The sequence below is a fragment of the Martelella sp. HB161492 genome, assembly GCF_013184775.1.
Classification (GTDB): domain Bacteria; phylum Pseudomonadota; class Alphaproteobacteria; order Rhizobiales; family Rhizobiaceae; genus Martelella.
Genome location: NZ_JAATVV010000005.1, coordinates 114,156 through 130,536, shown reverse-complemented (window position 1 = coordinate 130,536; position 16,381 = coordinate 114,156). Strand labels below are relative to the sequence as shown.

At 59.1% G+C, this 16,381-nt stretch carries 9 protein-coding genes; 5 read left to right on the top strand and 4 right to left on the bottom strand.

Going from position 1 to position 16,381, the window contains the following annotated elements; translation table 11 throughout:
• Nucleotides 1-4: 4 nt before the first annotated feature.
• Nucleotides 5-892, bottom strand: coding sequence for a LysR family transcriptional regulator (locus tag HCK86_RS09920; protein ID WP_176084308.1), 888 nt, complete (start codon nt 890-892; stop codon nt 5-7).
• A gap of 102 nt (nt 893-994) precedes the next feature.
• On the opposite strand from HCK86_RS09920, the gene HCK86_RS09915 reads away from it, so the two are divergent.
• A complete protein-coding gene (locus tag HCK86_RS09915) occupies nt 995-2,200 on the top strand; it encodes an MFS transporter (RefSeq protein WP_246739538.1) in 1,206 nt (401 codons plus the stop codon).
• A 361-nt stretch (nt 2,201-2,561) separates the two neighbouring features.
• On the opposite strand, the gene HCK86_RS09910 is transcribed toward HCK86_RS09915, so the two are convergent.
• Together HCK86_RS09910 and HCK86_RS09905 are read right to left on the bottom strand one after the other, a co-directional pair.
• Nucleotides 2,562-3,050 carry a MarR family transcriptional regulator gene (locus tag HCK86_RS09910; RefSeq protein ID WP_176084307.1) on the bottom strand — a complete coding sequence of 163 codons (489 nt, stop codon included), beginning with the start codon at nt 3,048-3,050 and terminating at the stop codon, nt 2,562-2,564.
• Between the two features lie 231 nt (nt 3,051-3,281).
• Entirely contained in the window at nt 3,282-4,307 is a 1,026-nt protein-coding gene (locus tag HCK86_RS09905) for an Ldh family oxidoreductase (RefSeq protein ID WP_176084306.1), read from the bottom strand.
• A 685-nt stretch (nt 4,308-4,992) separates the two neighbouring features.
• Between HCK86_RS09905 and HCK86_RS09900 the strand changes: the two genes are divergently transcribed.
• From HCK86_RS09900 to HCK86_RS09885, 4 genes are all read left to right on the top strand, one after another.
• Complete coding sequence (locus HCK86_RS09900; protein ID WP_176084305.1) at nt 4,993-5,532, top strand: copper chaperone PCu(A)C; 540 nt, start codon at nt 4,993-4,995, stop codon at nt 5,530-5,532.
• A 561-nt stretch (nt 5,533-6,093) separates the two neighbouring features.
• Nucleotides 6,094-10,767 (top strand): DUF11 domain-containing protein, encoded by a 4,674-nt coding sequence (locus tag HCK86_RS09895; protein WP_176084304.1) that lies wholly within the window; start codon nt 6,094-6,096, stop codon nt 10,765-10,767.
• 56 nt (nt 10,768-10,823) lie between these two features.
• A complete protein-coding gene (locus tag HCK86_RS09890; RefSeq protein WP_176084303.1) occupies nt 10,824-14,480 on the top strand; it encodes a TonB-dependent receptor in 3,657 nt (1,218 codons plus the stop codon).
• Between the two features lie 333 nt (nt 14,481-14,813).
• On the top strand, nt 14,814-15,422 hold the full coding sequence (locus HCK86_RS09885) for a DsbA family protein (RefSeq protein ID WP_176084302.1): 609 nt from the start codon (nt 14,814-14,816) through the stop codon (nt 15,420-15,422).
• A 51-nt stretch (nt 15,423-15,473) separates the two neighbouring features.
• Here HCK86_RS09885 and HCK86_RS09880 read toward each other — a convergent pair whose 3' ends face one another.
• Nucleotides 15,474-16,352 carry an aldo/keto reductase gene (locus HCK86_RS09880; RefSeq protein WP_176084301.1) on the bottom strand — a complete coding sequence of 293 codons (879 nt, stop codon included), beginning with the start codon at nt 16,350-16,352 and terminating at the stop codon, nt 15,474-15,476.
• Nucleotides 16,353-16,381: the final 29 nt, after the last annotated feature.

The window sequence follows — 16,381 nt, the reverse complement described above, 5'->3', positions numbered from 1 at the left end:
CCGCTCAGACCATCTGCAACCCGGCCAGAACCCCCGAGACGGCTGTGATGAAGACGGAGACCTTTGGCGGCAGCATCAGCCGGGTCGGAAAGATGGCGTAGACCGCTGTCGTTTCAGGGGTGGCATCGTCAAGCAGCGTGATGGCCTTGAGGCGGCCCGCCTGAAGATCATCGGCGATGTTCCAGTGGGCCAGCACGGTGATGCCGGCGCCGGCAAGCGCAGCGGCATAGACGCCCTCAATCGAATTGCAGGCAAAGCGACTGTTGATCTTCAGCCGCTTTCTGCCATTTGGCGTTTCAAAATACCAATGCTGCGCTGAAAACGTCGTCAGACAGCTATGCTGGGCGAGATCGTCCAGTCTCAGGGGCCGGCCGACGTTTTCAAGATAATCAGGGCTTGCGACCAGAAGCCGGCGATTGTCTGCAAGCTTGCGGGCGATCATCTCCGAATCACGCAGCCGGGCGATGCGGATAGCGACATCCGTTCCGTTGGCGACGAGATCCGTCATGTCGTCGTTCATGTCAATCTCAAGGCTCAGTTCCGGATGGCGGTTCAGCAGTGACGGGACAAGAGGAGCGATGATCTTGCGCGAGAACGGGACCGAAGCCGATATTCGCAGCCGTCCCGTCACCCGTCCCGGGTCGGTGAACAGGGCCTCTGCCTGCATGGCGCTGTCAATGATCGTGCGGGCATAGCCAATCAGGCTTTCGCCCTCCGGTGTCAGCGACAGGGAGCGCGTGGTGCGGTGGATAAGGCGTACGGACAATGCTGTCTCGAGGGCCGCCAGACGGCGGCTCGCCAGCATCGGTGTGATGCCAAGCCTGCGGGCAGCAGCAGACAGGCTGCCGCTATCGGCCGCGGCGACAAAGACACGAAGATCATTGGTGTTCATTATATCACATATCGTTATACCGGATCATCATATCGGAAGACTAACAGTCGTGGCGTTAAAATCATATCTTTCCGTCATGTTCTTTTACGAAAGGCTTTGATCATGAATGCCGAACGCCGGATGTCGCCGGGTGGGCTTACCCCGGTCGTGCTTTACGCCATGACCCTTGCTGCAGGGCTGGCGGCGGCGAATGTCTATTACAACCAGCCGATGCTTGGCCTGATCGAGGCTGATTTCCCCGGCAGTGTGCTGGCCACCTACATTCCCACCGCCACGCAACTCGGTTTTGCTGCCGGTCTGTTCTTTCTGCTGCCGCTCGGGGATATCCTCAATCGGAGGCGGCTGATCATCACCCAGTTTGCTGTGATTGCCGTTGCCTCGGGCCTGACCGCGCTTTCGCCGACACCGCTCCTTCTCGCGCTGGCCTCCATTTTGCTCGGGGCAGGTGCTGCCGTTGCGCAGCAGATTGTCCCTTATGCCGCGGCGCTCGCCAGCGATGCTGCCCGGGGGCGAACGATCGGTGTCGTGATGGCTGGCTTGCTGACGGGCATTCTGTTTTCGCGCACGCTGTCGGGATTTGTCGGCGAGCTTGCAGGCTGGCGGTCGATGTTCTGGCTTGGTGTCCCGCTGGCCATTATCGGCGTTGTGTCGATGGCGGCGACCCTGCCGGATCATCCTCCCGTGTCGAAAATGCGTTATCGCGCTGCGCTTGCATCTTTGGCCCATTACTGGCGCCAGCATCCGGCCCTGCGTATTGCGGCCTTCGTTCAGGCAGGGCTGTTCGGCGCGTTCACAGCGTTCTGGAGCATCCTTGCGCTTTATCTGGCCACGCCGCAATTCGGTCTTGGTGCGGATGTCGCCGGCCTGTTCGGCATTGTCGGCGTCGCCGGGATTCTAGCTGCGCCGCTTGCCGGGCGGCTGGCCGATCGTCGCGGTCCGCATCTGGTCGTGATCGTGGGCGCGATGCTGGCGCTGGCGGCCTGGCTGCTGTTCGGCCTGACGGCTTCACTGATTGCGCTCGTCGTCGGCGTCGTGATTCTCGATCTCGGCATTCAGGGCGCACTGGTCTCCAATCAGCATATCATCTACGCGCTTGATCCGGCGGCACGCAGTCGAATCAATACACTCTTCATGACGGTGATGTTCCTTGGTGGCGCACTGGGCTCGTCGCTTGCCGCCTTCGCCTGGGGGCGCGGCAGCTGGCCAATGGTCAGCCTGACCGGGATTGCGCTCGCTGGTGTTGCCGTGCTGGTCAAGCTTCATGCGCTTCGAAGCGGACGAAGGTCAGCATCTGGACTACATGAATGAAACCGCTCAGCCGTATAGCGTGATTTTCTGGCCGCCGGGGCTTTCCGGCGGCTCTTTGCGCAGAAAAGCTGGCGGAGCTGCACTGTCGACGCGGCCCCTGAATAGCACAGTCGATGGCAGCTCCGCCTTCGACGCGGCTTATGCGCGCCGATGGAGAGTTGAGATGTCAACTATATTGACACATTGGTCATTCTTAATCATGGGGAGAGGGTCCGGGATGATCAGCAGATCATCCCGGCTTGCTGCCCCTGGCATTGAACGGAACACTGGGTTAAGCCCGAACCGTCAACAATATTGACACTAGATGATAATCAACAAGAAGGCAACAGGCAGAACATTACAATCTGTTCATTCAGGATGATCAGCTGCGCCGGCGTCTCCAGCTGCTGATGCGCTCGTTGGAGATGTCCTCATTGGCAACGGTCACCCGCTGCAGCATATTGCGCAGTACCTCGCGCTCTTCATCGTTGAGGGTTGCGAAAAAAACCTCTTCCACGCGATTTATGACTGATACCGCCTCTTTCATCAGCCGCCGGCCTTTTTCGGTGACAACGATCTGCTTGGTGGCATGGCCGGTGGCTGGGACCCAGGTAACAAAGTCATTCTCGACAAAGGCGGCGATCAACTTGCTCATGGCCTGCTTTGAAATCCCCGCACGTTCGGCCATGGCGGTCACGCTGGCGCCTTCGAGCTGCATCACGCGAACGACGTGAAACTGTGCCGCGGTCATGTGATCGAACCCGGCTTCCTTGAGGTAGGTCAGCGCCAGCTTGTCAAACCCGACATGGAGCCGGTCAAGCAGTCGGCCGAAATTGTTCCAGCGGTGGAAGCCAAGTTCATCATCACTCATGTCAGGGTCTTCATTAATCGGAGTTTTCAATTCGGCCTCCCGGCTGATCCAGTCTGAGGGATGAAATTAGCGTTTCGCTGACGCAAACGAAAGCTTAAGTGCACTGTTTGAGACCATAGGCGAACAAATTACTCTCACGAACGGTCGGTTTTGTTGCGGTATGATAGATTGTTCTGGCTGCAGCCCGTGTTGAATTTTCCTTTCGGGCACGTTGAGAATGTTAGTGTATACTTATTCATGGCGTTCATTCGGCATGTCTTGCAGCTCCTGCCAAAGAGCTGAGCGGACACGCAGCTGTCCCTTGCTGTTGCGTTTTCGGGCCAGATGGCGGCGCGCCGAGGGCAGGCGGGCGCCCTGGCTGACAATGCTGTCGAACAGCGCCTCGCCGCGGGCGAGATGGAGCGGTGCGTGATTGCCCATGAAACGGGCTGGATCGAAAGCGAGAATGATTTCGCCGTGGCAGGGCACAGTTCCGCTGTCATAGGCAAGCGAAGCGGCGCTTGTCATGTCGCCGATCAGTGGGCCGGCCATCAGCTCGATCATGGCGGAGAGCGCGGATCCCTTGTATCCGCCAAATGTCAGCATGGCGCCTTCTGCCGCGGCTTCCGGGTCAGTGGTTGGATTGCCGGCTCGGTCGACAGCGACGCCGTGCGGCAAGGGCCGTCCTTCGCGGCGACAGAGTTCCAGCTCGCCGCGGGCAATTGCGGATGTGGCAAAGTCGAAAACGAAAGGCAGACGTCCGGGCCTTGGCCAGGCGAAAGCGATCGGATTGGTGCCGAAAGCGGGTGCATTGCCGCCTGCAGGCGCGACCCAGGCATGGCTGACTGTCATGACAATCGCCACGAGGCCTTCTGCTGCCAGAGCTTCCGCTTCAGGCCAGAGTGCGGAGAAATGATAGCAATTATTGATCGCAAGCGCTGCCATGCCGAGGCTTCGGCTGCGTTCGACGAGTAGCGGCATGGCCTTTTGAAAGGCCAGCAGGGAAATGGCATGGCGGGCATCGGCGCGGATAATCGCCGGCGCGGTGCTGCCATCGACGCTCGGCTCGGCTGCCGGATCGATCCGGCCGGTCTGCAGCGCACGGGTGCAGCTGATCAGCCGGTAAAGACCATGCGAATGACATTCATCACGCTGGGCCGTGATGATCGACTGGGTGATGGCTTCAGCATGGGACTGTGAAAACCCGGCCTCCTTGAGGATTTCCATGGCAAGGGTGTTCGCCTCGCCTTCACTGACGCTGATCAACACATCGTCCATCAAATCGTTTCCTTCCACATCGGCGTTGCCACATTGTTTTGCCGAATTCTGTTCTGGCACAGACGGTGTGACCTGGGAAAGTCCGCGCTTGCGTTTAAGAAATGACGCTGGCACAGTCGCGGCCGAAGCGGGGAGACGATGCGCGACTGGGCCTTAAGAGCATTTGAGAATGCTGTGGCGTTCTTGTGTGGCAGGAAACATGCCGCCGGGAACAAGGCGTCCGTGCGAGCCCGCGCCGTGCCGGTTTCTGGCCGGCAGCGGACAAAGGCCCGTGTTCAGGACGGCGCCAGCGCCGTCTGCCGCGAGCTGGCGGCGGCACTTGCCGTCGTGGCGATCTTCATACTCACCTTTGTGCCTCTGCCTTCAGGTGCGGCGGGTTTTCAAACTGGACTCAGTGCCTTTGGACCGCTTTCGCTCTGCGGCGGCGCAGGCGGCACAGTGGATGATCATTCCCATCACGGTGCTTGCCATGCTTGTCGCGGCAAAGTGTTCAGTCTGCCCTCGCCACCGGCTGCGGCAGAGCCGGCCTTTGACGGTCTGGTTTTTGTTCTGAGCGGCCGCCAGGCTCCACTGGTGAAGCGGGCGGAGCCAGTGCGCGCTGCCCGTCCGCGTGGCCCGCCCGCCTCCGTTTGACATCGTGTGAGGGCCGCGTTGCGGCCGGTGATTTTGCGAACGGAGAAACATTATGAACAGACGACTTCTACAGCTGGCCGTGGCCGGCGCGCTCTTTCTTGCAAGCCAGGGCGGTGTCTATGCCCAGACCATGCCGAAGATGGGCGATATGCATTCGACGGATGGCGAAACCCTTATGCTCGGCGATCTTGTGCTTGGCAGTCCCTTTGCCCGGGCAACGCTGCCGGGCGCGCCTGTCGGCGGCGGTTTCCTGACGATCGCCAATCATGGCGGGACGGACGACCGGCTGTTGTCGGCGGAGTCGGATATCGCCGGGCAGGTGCAGCTGCATAATATGCGCATGGAGGGTGACGTCATGCGCATGTATCAGCTGAAGGACGGTATCGATATACCTGCCGGAGGGACGGTCACGCTTGCACCCGGCGGCATGCACATCATGTTCATGAAGTTGCATGGGCCGCTGGTTGAGGGGGATATCGTGAAGGTTAAGCTGACCTTTGAGAAGGCCGGATCCATCATCGTCGACTTTCCCGTTCTGTCGGTCGCTGCGGGCGCGGACGGAAAAGCCGGCATGAACATGACGGGCAACTGAGCGCTGCAGCGCGGTTTTGCCTGACGGCAGACGCCGCAAGGCGAACTGCGCTGTGCCAAAGGTGCAGCGCAGCGCCTTGCGGTCCTATGTGACCTCAAACATGCGATTACGTGCTTTGTGTCGGCCGGCTCTGTCGATGACGCGCCGCTTGCGAAAATTTCAGCTATATTTCCGACCGGCCTGCCACTTTTCCTTCCAGTTATCTCGTTGAAAATAAACTGAGAAATTTACCTAGTTGTAAAACATGGTATTTCAGTAAAAACATACAAGTATAGACTTAGCTATACTATAGATTTTAGCAAATTCACCTTCTCTGTGCCTGATGGCAGCTTTCGGCCGTTGTTTTAACGGCTCGAATCGAATTCCGAATCTGATGTGAAACAGGCTTTTCTGCATGCAAGTGCAAGCCTGGGGGCTTTCATAAGGATACTGCTGCGCATCTGCCTCAGCAGCGGGAACGCTTTCGAGACATTGGCGGGAACAGTCCGCCGGCATCTGGCTTGCCAGGCGCTGGCTGCTTTCCCGCGTCCATCCGAATGCTGGAGTTGGGGATACTCGCTTATGACATTGAAAAAAATACTGTTTCCCGGACGTTCCGTCCGGGAATGCGGTGCTGTGCGTGCCAGTGCCAGGCAGCAGTCCGGGCGCCAGAGAGAAGGCGTCGATCTCACGATTTTTGCGGTTTTCTGCGCTGCCCTGCTGGTCACGCTGGCGGTGTGTTTCTCGGCAATCCGCGTCATGGCGCAGGATATTCCGACGCTGTCCTGTGCGGACGCTGGTCAGCTGTTCAACACCGGCTTCAACAAGGCCAATGGCGGGCGATTGACATCGGGCCTTGATGCCAATTGGGAAGTTACTCGGCCGCAATCGCCTTATTATGAATCGTCAACGCCGCCGCGCAATTACGCGTACCAGCGCGCGAATATTGTGGTTCGCAGCCATCAATCCTCGCATTGGCACAGAGCTGCAGGCGGAAATGCCGAGTGGATCTCATTCAACAGCGCCGGCCACCAGGGACCGCCAACCAGCCCGAAAAGCCTCAGCTATCGGGATACGTTCTTCCGCTATCAATTCAATCTCGACCAGAGCATTGATCCGTCATCACTGGATCTGAAGATGGACTTTTACGCCGACGATGGCGTCTACCAGGTCTGGGTCAATAGCACCGCTCAGGGTGTAAGAAGTCGGAGTATCAAGTCAGACCATACCGGGAAAGACACATATTACTGGGCGGATAGTTATAAGTCTGGTCGCGGTGAAAGCGGACATCTGAGGAGCGGTTTCAGGCAAGGCCGCAACGAAATTGTTGTGCAGATCAAGTCGCAGGCTGAGCATACCGGTCTGCTGGCCTATTTTTCCGGATTTGGCGGCATCTGCAAGGCAGCGATCAGCGTCGAAAATCAGGGAACCTTCCGCGACGCCAATGGCAACGGCCTGGCCGATGCCGGCGAAACAATTGACTACAATGGCAAGGTGACGAACACGGGTAGCCTCGCTGTCACGGGCCTCCGGGTGTCCAACCCGCCGGTTGCCACCATGGCGCCGGCGCAGATCGACAGCCTGCCGATCGGCAAGTCCGAGTCCTTTACGGGCACCTACACACTGACCCAGGCCGATATCGATCGCGGCACGGTCGGCGCCAAAACCACCGTAGCGGGGAAAGATTCGCGCGGCAGTGCGATTTCTAGTCAGACGCCGGTGAATACAGCTCTTCCGCGCCGGGCCGGGCTTGAGGTCGACAAGACCGTCTCCGGCGATGGTGCGGATTTCTATCCTGGCGCCAGCCTTTCCTACACGGTCAAGATCCGCAACAGCGGCAATGCAACGCTCAGCAATATCAAGGCGGCGGACAAGACCCTCGATGCACCGCTTGCCGCGCCAAGTGGCTTTGACGGCAGTCTACTGCCGGGTAAGGACGTCACCCTGACGGGTCGCTATACGCCTAGCCAGGCTGAAATCGACACGGGCTCCTTGACCAATGTCGTGACCGTGACGGCGACAACGCCAGCGGGCGCAGGGACCAATGGCGGATCTAAGATCGAAGGTAAGGATGATGCCAAAGCCACATTCCCGGCAGATCCAGGCATCAAGGTCGAGAAGACCGGTAAACTCAACGATCTGAATGGCAATGGCCTTTACGATGTCGGTGAGACGATCAGCTACAAGATCAAGGTCACCAATACCGGCGGCGTGACGCTTCGGAACATCCTGCCGGAAGACACGCTGAAGCGTGACGACGGCACGACACAGCGGCTCGCGCTTTCGCCTTCGACAGCGCAGGTTCTGGCGCCAAACACGAGCACTGAGTTCACCGCCAGCTACACGGTCACCCAGCGCGATATCGATGCCGGCGGCATGACCAATACGGTCACCGCAAGCGGTACCCCGCCCGGCGATGCTACGCCCCCGGTTTCCGATGGCGACGAGGCCCGCGTCAGCGCACCGAACATCAAAGCAACGATCAGCGTCGAAAATCAGGGAACCTTCATCGACGCCAACAGCAACGGCCTGGCCGATGCCGGTGAAACGATCGACTACAATGTCCGGGTGACGAACACGGGCAAGGTTGGCGTGACGGGTCTCCGGGTGTCCAACCCGCCGGTTGCCGCCATGGCTCCGGCGCAGATCGACAGCCTGCCGATCGGCAAGTCCGGGCCCTTTACGGGCACCTACACACTGACCCAGGCCGATATCGATCGTGGCACGGTCAGCGCCGAAGCCACCGTGACGGGTAAGGACACGAACGGCAATTCGGTTTCCGAAAAGAAGCAGATCAATACGTCCCTTCCGCGTGAGGCAGGGCTTGAGGTCGATAAGGCCGTGTCCGGGGATGGTGCGGATTTCTATCCTGGCGCCAGCCTTTCCTACACGGTCACGATCCGCAACAGCGGCAATGCAACGCTCAGCAATATCAAGGCGGCGGACAAGACCCTCGATGCACCGCTTGCCGCGCCAGCTGGCTTTGACGGAAGTTTGCTGCCGGGCCAGAACGTCATCCTGACGGGGCGCTATACGCCAAGCCAGACGGAAATCGACACGGGCTCCTTGACCAATGTGGTGACCGTGACGGCGGCAACGCCAGCGGGTACAGGCTCCAATGGCGGATCGCAGATCACCAGAACAGACGAAGCCAAAGCCACGTTCCCGACCGATGCAGGCATCAAGGTCGAGAAGACTGGCGAGCTCAACGATCTGAACGGCAACAACCTTTACGATGTCGGTGAGACGATCAGCTACAAGATCAAGGTCACCAATACCGGCCGCGTAACGCTTCGGAATATCCTGCCGGAAGACACGCTGAAGCGCGACGACGGCACGACGCAGCAGCTCGCGCTTTCGCCTTCGACAGCGCAGGTTCTGGCGCCAAACACGAGCGCTGAGTTCACCGCCAGCTACACGGTCACCCAGCACGATATCGATGCCGGCGGCATGGCCAATACGGTCACCGCAAGCGGTACCCCGCCCGGCGATGCTACGCCTCCGGTTTCCGGTGGCGACGAGGTCCGCGTCAGCGCACCGAACAGCCGGGCTGCCATTGACGGTGTTCTGCAGGGAACGTTCAACGACGTTAACGAGAACGGCGTCGGTGAAGAAGGTGAAACCGTCAGCTTCACGATGGATGTCACCAATACCGGTACCACGACGCTTGAAGCGGTGAATGTTGCGCCAACGCTTCAGGGCCTGGAAATGACCGCGTCGAAGACGACGCTTGCACCGGAGGAAACGGCGCGTTTCACCGGCACGTACCACCTGATCGCCAAGGATGCCGCTGAAGGTCGCCTGTTCACCGAGGCTTTGCCGGCGGCCAAGAATCCCGGTGGCGAAGACGTCAAGGGTGTTCTGAGCCGCGTTGAAATCACCTGGGCCAAGCCATCAACGCTGGTTGTGACCAAGACCGGTACGTTCAACGATGTCGATGCCGACGGCTTCTCCAGTGAAGGCGACACGATCTCCTATGCCGTTACCGTCACAAATGATGGCGGTCAGCGTATCGAGAATGTGAAGCCTGTCGATGAGGGCGTCGTTCTTCCCGGCGGTCAGCGGGGAAGCGGCACGCTATCGAACTTCGTGCCGGCGACCACCACGCTCGGTCCCGGAGAGACCGTCACCTTCAGGGCAGACTACAGTCTCACCCTCTCGGATGTCGAGATCTCGGCCGGTAGCCAGACGGGTATCGTCAACACCGCGACCGCCTCAGGTTCTGCCGGCAAGCAGACGGCTCCGGCCACGCCTGGATCGGCAACGGTGATCCTGCCGGGGCTGGCACCGTCAGGGATCACGCTCATCAAGCAGGCTGGTATCCGGCAGATACACCGCGGAGACCGGGCACCCTTCATCATCTCGATCATCAACAACGCCAAGAGCCAGATCTCGGAGATCAGTATCGAGGATCGGCTGCCCGACGGTTTCCGCTATGCCGCGGACACTGCCACCGTCGATGGCGTGCAGGTCAAGCCTGTCATGAATGGTCGCACAATCCGCATCGACAACATCACGCTGGCCGCCGGCCAGACGGCCTATGTCCGCCTTTCGATGATCGCTCTGTCGACGCTTTCTCCCGGTGACTATGAAAATAAGGCCAATATCTTCAATCAGTTTGGCCGGAAGCTGGCACCGGAAGCGGCAGCCAAGGTGACGGTCATGCCCGATCCGGAGTTTGACTGTGCAGATGTCATCGGCCGTGTCTTCGACGATCGCAATGGTGACGGCTACTTCGATCAGGGCGATTCCGGCGTGCCAGGCGTCCGCGTGGCAACGGTCACCGGAACGCTGGTGACGACCGACAAGCATGGGCGTTTCCATGTTGCTTGTGCGGATCTGCCAGCCGCCGATATCGGCTCGAACTTCATCATGAAACTCGATGAGCGCACCCTGCCAGCCGGCTACCGGCTGACAAGTGAAAACCCGCGCGTGGTGCGCCTGACGAAGGGCAAGATGACGTCCATCAATTTTGGCGTCGCTGCGGGGCATCTGGTGGATTTCGACCTTCAGGCGGATGCCTTCCAGCCAGGTACGACTCTTCTGAAGAGCGAGTGGCAGCACGGCATCGATCAGCTGATCGCAGTGGTTTCCAAAAGTCAGTCACGGTTGCGCGTGACCTATCACACGGCTCCCTCCGATTCCCTGGCTGATCAGCGACTGACCGCCATCGAACGGGCACTCAACGCCCGCTGGGCCGCCGTCGGAACACCCTACGAGCTCGATCTCACCACACGCAAGCAAGTCTCGCAGTGAACAGACCTATGCGTCGAAACCTTAGACGGGTTGGAACAAAAATCATGAATTCTGCAATGAAAACAAACTTCTTTCTTCTCGGACTCTATGCGTCAACGGCTCTTTTCTCCTGTGTCGAAGCAGCCCGCGCCGAAGAGAAGCCGGTGCCTTTCGCGATTACCGTGGATGGTCAGCCGCTGCTCTCGGGGAATGCACCAATGCCGGCCGACCAGTCTTCGGCCGCCGCAGCGGTGCGGCCGGTTGATCCGCTCGGCAATGTCGACATTCAGGTCAAGTTCGATGGACTTGGTGCAAAGCCAATCCTGAACGTGCTGACACGGGATGTCGAAAAGCCGGTCGGTTACGGTGAGACAGTCGATTTCGTAACAAGCTCGAACTATCCCGACTTCATCGAACGCGCGGAAATCCGCATCTTCAAGGACGAGAAGACGTTCAGTGCCGACAGCGTGCCGATGGATGTCGTTCCGGCCGCCGTGAACGGCGATACGCAATGGGTCATTCCACCTATTCCCGACAGCGAGGAAAGGCTCGTCTATGTTCTGCGTGTCTACGGCAAGAACGGGCTTTATGACGAAACCCGCGCGCGTCTCATCCGCCTCAAGCCGACGACGGGCTATTTCAACCAGCCAGGCTCAAAGCTCTCCCGCACCTCAGGGGCAAGCGACCCCGAGAATTTGCAGGGGACGCTGGACATGTCGGAAGACTATGCCGGGATCCGCAACATGGTGCTCAACGGCGGTCAGGTTACGGTCTATGGCAAGAACGTGCCTGACGGCTACCGGGTCGAGGCGCTGAACGACAATGTTCCGACCGAAGACGGCGCCTTTGTCGTCCAGCGCATCCTGCCGGCTGGTCAGCGGTCGGTTGATGTTTCGGTGCTTCGGCCGGGCGGCCAGCAGGGGCTGGAGTTCTCACGTGATGTCGAAATCCCGCAGAGCGAGTGGTTCTATGTCGGTCTGGCCGACCTGACGGTCGGTCAGCGCACGGGCTCGGCCAATATCGAGGAGGTCAAGCCCGGCGAATATGACGAGATCTATACCAATGGGCGCGTCGCCTTTTACCTGAAGGGAAAGATCAAAGGGAAATATCTGATGACGGCGGCGCTCGACACCGGAGAGGGCGAGCTGAAGGATCTGATACCCGGGCTTGGCGACAAGAATAAGCGCGATCAGCTGCGGAACCTGAAGGAGGATGACTATTACCCCGTTTATGGTGATGATTCAGTGGCCTATGAGGATGCTCCGACGCGCGGAAAGTTTTTCGTTCGGCTGCAGGCCGACGGCAGTCAGGTCATGTGGGGCGAATACAAGGTCACGATCGACGGAACCGAACTGCAGAAGAGCAACCGGGCGCTTTATGGTGCCCAGGCGATCTATCAGCCCAATCGGGCAACGTCCTTTGGCGCGCCCCGTGCCAAGGCTCAGCTCTACGCAGCCAAGCCCGATGAGCTGACGGCAACCGATCAGTTCAAGGCGACCAACGGCTCGCTCTACTATCTTAATCACGACGATCTCATCAGCAGCAGTGAAACCATAACGGTTGAAACCCGCAATCCTGATACCGGCGAGGTTATCAAGACTACGACGCTCGTCTACGCTGAGGACTATACCATCAGCTATTCGGGTGGCTACGTCCAGCTGACGTCGCCGCTGCAGGCGCAGCTCGGCACTGCGGACGCGGTCCGGGACGGTGCGCTTGGCGGCAATGATGTCTATCTCGTCGTTCAGTATAACTACGAAGCGGCCACGGAGGATGTCGATGGCTATGCCTATGGTGGCCGGGCAGAGCAATGGCTTGGTGATCATGTCCGCCTCGGGGTAACCGGTTCATCCGATAGTTCGGATGGCGAAAGGGCCAAGGCCTATGGCGGTGACGTCCGCCTCCGCTACACGGATCAGACCTATCTTGACGCTGAAATTGCCAACACCCGAGGCTCGGTCAACAACCTGTCGACCTCGACCGATGGCGGCTTCTCCTTTACCTCTCCTGACAAAAACGCCAACAAGCAGGCCCTTGGCTGGCGGCTTGCCGGCCAGGCGGATCTGTCGGATTTCAACAGTTCGGCGAAAGGGTTGATCAAGGGCTATTTCGAGGACAAGGAGGCGGGCTTCAGCTCGATCACCGAAGACCTGGACGCACCTCAGGTGACCTGGGGGCTCAGTGCACGGGAGTTGCAGCTGACCAGCGATCTGTCGCTGGATCTGTCCTATGATTATTTCGATCGGGACAGCTACTACAATCCGCAATCTGAAAGTGTCGTTGCCGGGCGCACCAAGCAAGACGGCAAGGCAACCCTAGCGAAGGAAATCAATGACCGGCTGACCGTGTCCTTCGGACTTGGCTATGTAGTTCAGCGTGATCCGTCCAGCGTTCAGGCCGGGCAGTATGGGACCGACGGGCGACGTCTCGATACGGGTGTCCGCGCGGCCTATCTTCTGAACGACGAGGTCAGCAAGGTTTATGGTTTCGGTCAGGTCACCGCGAACCGGCAGGGCAATATTCTCCGCAATGACCGCGGCGGTGTCGGTACCAGTTACCAGATAACCGAGCGGCTTGGCGCCAATGCCGAGCTTTCCTATGGCACAACGGGGTTGGGCGGGCTTGTCGGTGTTTCCTACAAGACCAGCGAAACCGACCGGTATTACGTCAACTATGTCGTGGATCCCGATCGGGCCTATGACTGGAACCGCGACTACGACCTCACCGGGCGTGACCTCGGTCGCTTGGTTGTCGGTGCGGAAAAGCAGTTGAACGATATGTGGAGTGCCTTTGCCGAGAACAGCTATGATCTGTATGGCGAACGCAATTCCCTGTCGAAAACCTATGGTATCAAGTTCGCACCCGACGCGGTCAGGACGGTCGAGGCCTCCTATGCCGGACAATCGGTCATCGACGACACGATTGATTCCGCAACCGGCCTGAAAAACGCCGATTTCGACCGCGATGCGTTTGCTCTGGCCTATGCCTATGATGATGACAAGAATTCGGGGATCTCGATGCGGTTGCGCGGTGAAACGCGCTTCGACAATTCCGAGGATGGCACGCGCGACCTCGATGTCTATCTTGCCACGGGTTACCTGAATTATCGCACAAATGACGACTGGCGTCTGCTGACCAGTGTCGATGCTTCGTTCAGCAACAAGGGTGACAACGCATATTCGACATTGGGGGACTATATCAACGGCTCGGTTGGCTATGCCTATCGGCCGGTCGCCAATGATCGCTTCAATGCGCTGTTCCGCTATAACTTCGTTTATAACCTGCCCGACAGCAATGGCAGGGCAAGCAGCACGAATAGGCTCGATCCAGGCCAGCGTTCGCATATCTTGTCCGCCGACGCAGAGTTCATGGCGACCAAGATGCTGACATTGGGGGCCAAATATGCGTTTCGCCTCGGTGAGACGAACTATCAGGTCAACGATCCGCAGAAGGGCGTCTACTTCGCGGGCTGGGAGAATTCAAACGCCCAGCTGGGGGTACTGCGCGCAGATTTCCACGTCATCGAAAAATGGGACTTCCTGACCGAAGCACGCGTTCTCTACCAATCCAGCGACAATGAGGCGAACTACGGTGCGCTGGCGGGTGTCTACCGTCAGATCGGCGATAATCTCAAGGTCGGCGGCGGCTATAATTTCGGCAGTTTCAGCTCTGACCTGGCCGATCAGACCTATAATGACCGCGGCTGGTTCATCAATATCGTCGGAAAGATGTAGGTATCGACTATCGGTGGCGGCGTGACAATCACAAGGATTGCGCCGCCACAACTGCAGGCTGGCACATCGTCTATCACTGCGAACGAATGCAAAAAACTGAGGACAGGCCGGCGGTTTTGGTCGCCGGTTCTCACAAGTCGGGTGAATTCGGGTTGGACGACGCTCCGTCGTGGCCGGCGATCTGGACCGCCAACCGAAAATAAACCATAAAGAGCAGGTAATAAAAATTCCACCTAAGATAGTTCTTGTCCGGACTTGCGATTACGCGCGAATACGGGCAGGTTCGCAATCTTCGAACGGGATGCGCGCAATGTGCGAGAAAGGAAGACTTTGATGATTTCACGCAGAGGATTTCTCGCGGTCGTGGGGGCTTCCGTCCCGTTTCTTGCCGCAGGCACCGCCTTGGCCGGCGAACAGCCATCGCCCAAGGCCGTCTTGTTCGACAAGGATGCACCGGTCATTGGCAATCCGGACGGCGACGTGACGGTGGTCGTCTATTTCGACTACCAATGCAGCTATTGCAAACGCGATTATCCGATGCTGCGCAAGGCTGTCGCCGATGATGGCAATACGCGGCTGGTGATGAAAGACTGGCCGATCTTCGGACCGGTTTCCGCCTATGCGGCGCAGTGCGTTCTGGGGGCCGCTCAGATCGGCCAGTATGAGACAGGCCTTAATGCGCTGATGGGCGCGACGGGGCGGCTGGAGATGGCGACCGTCGACATGATCCTCGCCAACGCCGGACTTGATATGGATGCGGTTTCTGCCGCCGTGAAACGCAACAGCCGCAAGATCAACGGCCTTCTTGATCGCAACTATCTTCAGGCCGATGCCTTCGGCTTCATCGGGACACCGTCTTACATCGTCGACCAGACGTTGTTTCCGGGCGTCATCGGAGCAGATGTGTTGCATGCCGCGATTGCCGAAGCCCGCGCCGCCTGAACGCCGCCGGCAGGCGGCGTTCGCGCGTGATATCGCGATGTCGTTGCCGTGTCAGTCTTTCTTGTCAGCAAAGGCGGCGCGGCCGGCCTTGTCGAGTTCGGCAAATTCCGCGTCTGTGAGGCGGATGCCCGCACCGGCGATATTCTCCTCCAGATGGGCGCATTTTGACGTGCCGGGGATCGGCAGCATCACCGGGCTGCGCTTGAGGATCCAGGCCAGGGCGATCTGACCCGGCGTGGCGTCATGCGCTTTGGCAATTGCATCCATGATCGTCCCGGGGCCGGCCAGCGCGCCGGCGGCAAGCGGGAACCAGGGAATGAAGCCGATTCCATGCGCGCTGCAATAGTCGAGCACGGCTTCGCTGGTTCGGTCGATCAGATTGTAGCGGTTCTGAACTGTGGCAACCTTGAAATGGGCAGAGGCGGCCTTGATGTCATCGACCGAGACTTCTGACAGTCCGGCATGGGCGATCAGCCCTTCCGCGATAAATTCGGCAATGGCGCCGAACTGCTCGTCGGCGGGAACCTTCTGGTCAATGCGGTGCAGCTGCCAGAGCGGAATCTGCTCGAGCTTGAGGTTGCGCAGGCTCTTGTGAAGCTGCTGGCGCAGATATTCAGGGCGGCCGACAGGGAGCCAGATGCCAGGCCCGGTGCGGGTCAGTCCGCCTTTTGTGGCGATCGTGATCCCGCCATAGGGATGAAGCGCCTCACGGATCAGCCATTCGGACACGTCTGGTCCGTAACTGTCGGCCGTGTCGATGAAGTTGATGCCGAGTTCGGGAAGGCGTTTCAGGGTTCTGAGCGCTTCGGCTCTGTCTTCAGGTTCGCCCCAGACGCCCTTGCCGGTGATGCGCATGGCGCCGTAGCCGAGCCGGTTGATGGTGATATCGCCGCCGATTTTGAAGGTGCCGGATTGAGCCGCGTCGGTCATGGAATTCTCCCTTGATGAAACGAGACGGG

What these genes read in the sequence shown, in the direction of transcription:
- HCK86_RS09920 (WP_176084308.1), bottom strand. Translation starts at nt 892, where the DNA reads ATGAACACCAATGATCTTCGTGTCTTTGTCGCCGCGGCCGATAGCGGC.
- HCK86_RS09915 (WP_246739538.1), top strand. Translation starts at nt 995, where the DNA reads ATGAATGCCGAACGCCGGATGTCGCCGGGTGGGCTTACCCCGGTCGTG.
- HCK86_RS09910 (WP_176084307.1), bottom strand. Translation starts at nt 3,050, where the DNA reads ATGAGTGATGATGAACTTGGCTTCCACCGCTGGAACAATTTCGGCCGA.
- HCK86_RS09905 (WP_176084306.1), bottom strand. Translation starts at nt 4,307, where the DNA reads ATGGACGATGTGTTGATCAGCGTCAGTGAAGGCGAGGCGAACACCCTT.
- HCK86_RS09900 (WP_176084305.1), top strand. Translation starts at nt 4,993, where the DNA reads ATGAACAGACGACTTCTACAGCTGGCCGTGGCCGGCGCGCTCTTTCTT.
- HCK86_RS09895 (WP_176084304.1), top strand. Translation starts at nt 6,094, where the DNA reads ATGACATTGAAAAAAATACTGTTTCCCGGACGTTCCGTCCGGGAATGC.
- HCK86_RS09890 (WP_176084303.1), top strand. Translation starts at nt 10,824, where the DNA reads ATGAAAACAAACTTCTTTCTTCTCGGACTCTATGCGTCAACGGCTCTT.
- HCK86_RS09885 (WP_176084302.1), top strand. Translation starts at nt 14,814, where the DNA reads ATGATTTCACGCAGAGGATTTCTCGCGGTCGTGGGGGCTTCCGTCCCG.
- HCK86_RS09880 (WP_176084301.1), bottom strand. Translation starts at nt 16,352, where the DNA reads ATGACCGACGCGGCTCAATCCGGCACCTTCAAAATCGGCGGCGATATC.